At 59.5% G+C, this 6,630-nt stretch carries 7 protein-coding genes; 4 read left to right on the plus strand and 3 right to left on the minus strand.

The genetic code is table 11. The features are described from left to right. Positions 1 to 75: 75 nt before the first annotated feature. Together ACP7AJ_RS17005 and ACP7AJ_RS17010 are read left to right on the plus strand one after the other, a co-directional pair. Positions 76 to 816, plus strand: a complete 741-nt coding sequence (locus tag ACP7AJ_RS17005; protein WP_426061390.1) for a bacteriorhodopsin — start codon at positions 76 to 78, stop codon at positions 814 to 816. A gap of 147 nt (positions 817 to 963) precedes the next feature. Further along, positions 964 to 1,491, plus strand: a complete 528-nt coding sequence (locus ACP7AJ_RS17010; RefSeq protein WP_426061391.1) for a DUF4126 family protein — start codon at positions 964 to 966, stop codon at positions 1,489 to 1,491. A 4-nt stretch (positions 1,492 to 1,495) separates the two neighbouring features. Here ACP7AJ_RS17010 and ACP7AJ_RS17015 read toward each other — a convergent pair whose 3' ends face one another. Both ACP7AJ_RS17015 and ACP7AJ_RS17020 read right to left on the minus strand, forming a co-directional pair. Continuing rightward, on the minus strand, positions 1,496 to 1,891 hold the full coding sequence (locus ACP7AJ_RS17015; protein WP_426061392.1) for a group III truncated hemoglobin: 396 nt from the start codon (positions 1,889 to 1,891) through the stop codon (positions 1,496 to 1,498). A gap of 9 nt (positions 1,892 to 1,900) precedes the next feature. Next, positions 1,901 to 2,866: an EamA family transporter gene (locus ACP7AJ_RS17020; protein ID WP_426061393.1), complete on the minus strand. Its 966-nt coding sequence runs from the start codon at positions 2,864 to 2,866 to the stop codon at positions 1,901 to 1,903. Positions 2,867 to 3,015: 149 nt separating this feature from the next. On the opposite strand from ACP7AJ_RS17020, the gene ACP7AJ_RS17025 reads away from it, so the two are divergent. After that, a complete protein-coding gene (locus tag ACP7AJ_RS17025) occupies positions 3,016 to 4,683 on the plus strand; it encodes a M1 family metallopeptidase (protein WP_426061394.1) in 1,668 nt (555 codons plus the stop codon). A 156-nt stretch (positions 4,684 to 4,839) separates the two neighbouring features. Continuing rightward, positions 4,840 to 6,246, plus strand: a complete 1,407-nt coding sequence (lpdA, locus tag ACP7AJ_RS17030) for a dihydrolipoyl dehydrogenase (protein WP_426061395.1) — start codon at positions 4,840 to 4,842, stop codon at positions 6,244 to 6,246. 73 nt (positions 6,247 to 6,319) lie between these two features. On the opposite strand, the gene ACP7AJ_RS17035 is transcribed toward lpdA, so the two are convergent. Then, the gene (locus ACP7AJ_RS17035; protein WP_426061396.1) at positions 6,320 to 6,592 is read right to left on the minus strand and encodes a hypothetical protein; all 273 of its coding nucleotides are present in this window, start codon (positions 6,590 to 6,592) and stop codon (positions 6,320 to 6,322) included. Positions 6,593 to 6,630: the final 38 nt, after the last annotated feature.

The raw sequence follows: 6,630 nt of genomic DNA on the forward strand, positions 1-6,630 counted from the left end.
TAAAATTAACTTAAAGTGTAGCCCGGTAGTAAGAGTGTGAAAGCCTGAGCTTTTTTCACATATTTTCTTGCCCTTATGGAAACTCAAACCTTACTTCACTGGCTCTACGTGGCCTCTATGGTGGGCGGCGCGCTGCTGTTCTGGGCCTGGAGCCGCAATCCCAAAGGCGTGCCGCAATACGAATACGCCATTGCCATGATGATTCCCATCTGGTCGGCCCTGGCGTACATGGGCATGGGGCTGGGCCAGGGCAAAACCGAGGTGGCAGGCCAGGTAACGCACTACGCGCGCTATATCGATTGGGTAGTAACCACACCGCTGCTGCTGCTGGCGTTGGCGTTCACAGCAATGTTCTACGTGCCCAAGGACGAGCGCAGCAAAACCCTGCTATTTAGCCTGGTGGCGGCCGATGTAGTAATGATAATCTGCGGGCTGTTTGCGGATTTGTCCGAGTCGAGCACGGCCCGCTGGATGTGGTACACCTGCGGGGTAGGCGCTTTTGTGGCAGTGTTGTACCTGATATGGGTGCCGCTACGCCGCATTGCAACTGATAGCGACGCTGAGCTGGGGAGCATCTACAATAAACTGGTAAGCTTTCTGACCCTGCTGTGGTTTAGCTACCCAACCATTTGGGCACTGGGACCCTCGGGTATTGGCTTCCTAAATCAAACGACGGAAACATTGCTGTTTGTGGTGGTGCCCTTCTTTTCAAAAGTGGGTTTCAGCATCATGGACCTGCAGTACCTGCGCGACCTAGCTCCGCGCAAGCCCGCCTATCATCACATCGAAGAGAAGCAGCGCGCTGCCATTGGATAGCAGCAGTACGAACTAAATAAGCCCTCATTTCGCACCTCTTAGAAAACCAAACAGAAGCGGCCGACAGCTAACGTCGGCCGCTTTTTTGTGACATTTCACGACTTAAAAGCCACTGCTGCCGTTTAAAAGCACTTAGCCTTAATCCCTATGAAGCATCCGAAGAAAGCTCCCCGTTCCGCCAAGTTCTGGCCCGTTTTAGGCTTCGCCACCCTGGCCGGTATGCGCAGCATGAGTGCCCCAGCGTTTCTGAGCCATTACCTTTCACGGCAGCCCCACGGCGGCTTGGATGGCTCGCCGCTCCGGTTTTTACGGAAGCCCGCCACGGCCACAGCGCTGAAGGCCATAGCGGCCGGGGAGATAGTGGCCGACAAGCTGCCCATGATGCCCAACCGGATTGCCCCGGAAGTACTGCTGGGCCGATTGGTATCTGGGGCGCTGGTGGGGGCGGCGTGGTACAAGTCGCGTCACGGAAGTGCCGTGGGCGGGGGCGTGCTGGGAGGGGCAGTGGCAGTAGCCGCTACGTTCATCAGCTATGCCTTGCGCACCGGCATCAGCGAAAAGTCAGGGGTGCCGATTGCGCTGGTTGGGGTGGGCGAGGACGCCCTGGTGCTGGCTGGGGGCGCGGCTTTGCTGAGCGGGCAGCGGCCGGCACACGGCGAGTGGAGGCCATTGTAAAGCACTAATCAGGAAGCAGGGACAGCGGATTTGGCTTCATGCGATGCTCGAACATGGCCGCTATGTGCTGAGCTTTGACTTTCGCCTCGGCCGCTTTTGGACCGGCAAACAACTCATCGGCGCTGGCGCGAAAAAGCGCCAGCCATTGCTGGAAATGCGCGGCCTGAATGGGCAATGGAAAATGTTTGGCAAAGGGCCGGCCTTTGTAGCGACTGGTACCCAGGAGCACGCTGCTCCAGAAGTCGTACATAATGGGCAGATGGGCGGCCCAGTCTACCCGTGCTACGTCGTTAAAAATGGGCCGTAGCAACGCATCCTCGTTTATCCGGGTGTAGAACGCATCAACTAGGCTGACAATGTCGGCTTCGGTGCGCAAGTCAGGTAGTGAAGAAGCAGCCATACTACACAATCAGGCTTCGACTGCCGCTTCTGGTGCTGCCACGGGTACTTCCTTTTTGCGGCGCCCGCCCAGCACCACCAGCACCACAGCCAGTACGATAAGGGCCGCGCCGCCCAGCATTTGCGGGTTCAGAACCTCGCCCGCGAATGCCCAGCCCAGCAGCACGGCCACCACCGGATTTACAAACGCGTAGGTGCCTGCTAGCGCTGGCTCCACCACGCGCAGCAGCCAAATGTAGGCCGTGAACGCTACAATGGAGCCAAAGGTGACCAAGTACGCATATGCCATCCAGGACTTGGTAGTTACCTGCGCCAGCTCAAACCCATCGGCTTCGCCCCGCAGCAAACCCAGAATGAGCATGGCCACGCCGCCACAAATCATCTGCATGCCGCCGGAGATGAAAGGAGAGGAGGCCGGCTGGTGCTTCTTGGAATAGAGTGAGCCTACCGACCACATCACGGCCGCCAGCAACACTAAGGTGATGCCGATTTCTGGGTGGCCCGGCCGCAGCACGCCCGCCGAGCTGGGATGCGCCGCCAGCAGATACATGCCCAGCAGGCCCGCCGCCAGCCCTACCGACACCCAGCGCGTGGGGCGGGGCGTCACGCCGCTCATCCACCCCAGCAGCGCCAGAAACATGGGTACCGTGGCGACCAGCAGCGAGGTGGTGCCGCTGGGCAAATACAGCACCCCAAACGTGGTGCCGCCATTGCCAAAGCCCAGCAGGCAGATGCCAATGACCAAGGCGTGGCCCCAGCCCCGCCAGCTGGGTCGCGGCTCGCCGCGCAGGCGCATTACGAGGTAGAGTAGCCCCCCCGCCATGCCGTAGCGCGTGCCTGCCATGAGCAGCGGCGGCATGCTGGCAATGGCGAACTTCATGACCAGATAAGTAGAGCCCCAGATAAGATAAACGGCCGCAAAGGCCAATAGCATTGCTACCCGCGAAGGAGCGGCAGCGGAACTTGAACTAGACATATAATTAATAAGTGCTGCCGCAAAATTACGCCCGATAGAATGAGCGGAACGTTCGGGTGCAACAGTACTTTCGCAAGTGCCTTCGTCAGCATGACGGGTGCGAGTAGTGGCCTCGGCGTTAATTCCCACTGCCGTTGTTGCTTTGCAGCATGACAAACAACAAAGTGCTTCTCTTGCTGCTGTTGCTACTGGGCCCGTTCGCCCCGGCTGCCGGGCAGTTGCTGCAAAACAAGCCCACCTTCACCCGCGCCGATTCCCTGCGCGGCGGCCAAACGCCCCTGCGCACCTGCTACGACCTCAACTACTACCACCTCGACGTGAAGCTGGACCCGGCCAAGCGCTTCATCAGCGGTTCCAATTTGTTTCGCTACACCGCCACGCAGGATTTCACCCGGCTGCAGTTTGACCTGTTTGCGAATCTGAAAGTGGAAAAGGTGCTGTATAAAGGCAAGGAGGTGCCCTACACCCGCGAGGCCAATGCCGTGTTCGTTACCTTCCCCACCACCATTGCCAAAGGCAGCCGCGATGAGTTTACGGTGCAGTACTCCGGCAACCCCATCGTGGCAAAAAAAGCCCCCTGGGATGGCGGGATGGTGTTTTCGCAGGATGCCAAGGGCAAGCCCTGGGTGGCCACCGCCTGCCAGGGCACTGGCGCCAGCATCTGGTGGCCCACCAAAGACCAGCAGGCCGATGAAGTTGACAGCATGCTCATCAGCGTGAGTGTGCCGAACGGTCTGAAAAACATTTCGAACGGCCGCCTACGCAAAACCACCAAGCTCAAGGGTGGATACACCCGCTTCGACTGGGCCGTGCGCAACCCCATCAACAACTACGACGTGGCCCTGAACGTGGGCGACTATCAGCACATCAGCGGCGGTACTTACCCTGGGGAAAAGGGCCCGCTCACCCTCGACTATTGGGTGCTGCCCGAGAACTTGGCCAAGGCCAAAAAACAGTTTGCCGACAACGTGCGGCCCATGCTGAAATCTATGGAATACTGGTTCGGCCCGTACCCATTCTATGAGGATGGCTACAAGCTGGTGGAGGCGCCGCACCTTGGCATGGAGCACCAAAGCGCCGTGGCCTACGGCAACAAGTACCAAAACGGCTACCTCGGCCGCGACCGGTCGGCGACTGGCTGGGGCTCGAAGTGGGATTTCATCATCATTCACGAAAGCGGCCACGAGTGGTTTGGCAACAACATCACCACCAAAGACATTGCCGACATGTGGGTGCACGAGAGCTTCACTACCTATTCCGAAGCATTGTTCGTGGAAAGCCAGTTTGGCAAGCAAGCCGGCCAGGAGTACATCCACGGCCAGCGCCGCAACATCCAGAACGATGGCCCCATCATCGGCCCCTATGGCGTGAACCAGGAAGGCTCGGGCGACATGTACGACAAGGGCAGCAATATGCTGAATATGCTGCGTACCGTCATCAACGACGATGCGAAGTGGCGCCAGCTGCTGCGCGGCCTTTCCAGCACCTTCTACCACCAGACGGTAACGGGCCAGCAAGTCATCGACTATTTCAACCGCGAAAGCGGCCAGGACCTCACCAAAATCTTCGACCAGTACCTGCGCCACCCCAGCATCCCCACGCTGGAAGTGCGCTTCGAAAACAACGAGCCCGTGGCCCGCTGGATATCCAATGTGCCGGGATTCGACATGCCCGTTCGCATGAGGGTGAGGGGTGGGGAATACCAATTCATTCCGCTCACCACCAAGTTTGAGCCCATCAAGCAGCTGGCGGGTGCTACCCGGGAGACGCTGGAGGTCGACACGTTCAACTACTACATCGGAGTGTTGGTGGAGTAATTGAACGTGCAGCCACGTGCAGCGCGGGGGTGAGGTTCCCCACGCTGCACTCTGCATGACCGTGCTTTTATTCGTTCTATCTTAAGAAACTGTCCTGCTCCCGCACACTTCGCGCCGTACCTTCGCGCAGCGAAACATCACCGAATATCTGGCTCTATGAATCAATACGACGTCACTGTCATCGGCTCCGGTCCTGGGGGCTACGTGGCCGCCATCCGCTGTTCCCAGCTGGGCCTCAAAACCGCCCTCATCGAGAAATACCCCACTTTAGGCGGCACCTGCCTCAACGTGGGCTGCATCCCCAGCAAGGCGCTGCTCGACTCGTCGGAGCACTACCACAACGCCCACACGGCCTTCAAGGAGCATGGCGTGGAGCTGGACAATCTGCGGGTGAACATGAACCAGATGATAGACCGCAAGGCCGGCGTGGTGAAAGCCAACGTCGACGGCATCTCCTATCTGATGAAAAAGAACAAAATCGACGTCCTCACCGGCGTGGGTTCTTTTGTTGACAAAAACCACATCAGCATCGCGCCCACCGCGGGCGGCGAGGCCCAGCAGATTGAAACCAAGAACGTCATCATCGCCACCGGCTCCAAGCCTACGGTGCTGCCGTTCATTGCCCAGGACAAGGAGCGCATCATCACCAGCACTGAGGCCCTGAACATCCGCGAAGTGCCCAAGCACATGATTGTGATTGGCGGCGGCGTGATTGGCCTCGAAATGGCCTCCGTGTACGCCCGTCTCGGCGCCAAAGTGTCGGTGGTGGAGTTCATGGACAGCATCATCCCGACCATGGACCGCGGCCTCGGCAAAGAGCTGCGCCGCGTGCTGGGCAAAATCGGCATCGAGTTTTTCTTCAGCCACAAAGTGACCGGCGCCACCCGCGACGGCGACACCGTGACCGTGACCGCCACCAACCCGAAAGGGGAGGAGGTGAAGTTTGAGGGCGACTACTGCCTGGTGGCCGTGGGCCGCGTGCCCTACACCGCCGGCCTCAACCTGGAAGCCGCGGGCGTGGAAATGGAAGAGCGAGGCCGCATCAAGGTCGACGAGCACCTGCAAACCAACGTGCCCGGCATCTACGCCATCGGCGACGTGGTGCGGGGCGCCATGCTGGCCCACAAGGCCGAGGAAGAAGGCGTGTTCGTGGCCGAAACCATCGTGGGCCAGAAGCCGCACATCAACTACCTGCTCATCCCCGGCGTGGTGTACACTTGGCCCGAAGTGGCCGGCGTAGGCTACACCGAAGAGCAGCTCAAGGAGCAGGGCAAGGCCTACAAAGTGGGCTCTTTCCCCTTCAAAGCCAGTGGACGCGCCCGCGCCAGCGGCGACACCGACGGCTTCGTGAAGGTGCTGGCCGACAAAACCACCGACGAAATCCTGGGCGTGCACATGATAGGCCCGCGCATCGCCGACCTCATCGCCGAAGCCGTGACCGCCATGGAGTTCCGCGCCTCCGCCGAGGACGTGGCCCGCATGAGCCACTCGCACCCCACCTACGCCGAGGCCATGAAAGAAGCGTGCTTGGCGGCTACGGAGAACCGCGCTATTCACATGTAATTGTCCGCTCTGCGGCATAAAAGCCAAAGCGGCTGAAGCTCCCGAAGCTTCAGCCGCTTTGCGCTTCTACCATTCACGTAGCCCCTCTGGTCTTCACCGTGACGGTCTTGCTGGCGTACGGCTCTAGTGCGCTTAGCTGCCGGGCAATCATGGCCTGCCAAGCTTGGTGGTTGTGGCCGCTGAGATGCACATCGTGGTCGAACAGCGCCTGCATGGCGCGTAGCTCCGTTAGGGTTTGCTCGTACAAGGGTTCCTGCTTGCTGTCGAGCTGCTCGAGGTTGCTTACCTGTTGCTGCAAGGCCCGGGCTAGGTTGTACGGACAATTAGCTTTGCGTTCGTGAATCAATTAGACGAAATCAGTGACCGCACGTGGGCGTTGTTGGC

Source organism: Hymenobacter sp. B1770 (assembly GCF_049896385.1).
In the GTDB taxonomy this organism is placed as follows: Bacteria; Bacteroidota; Bacteroidia; order Cytophagales; family Hymenobacteraceae; genus Hymenobacter.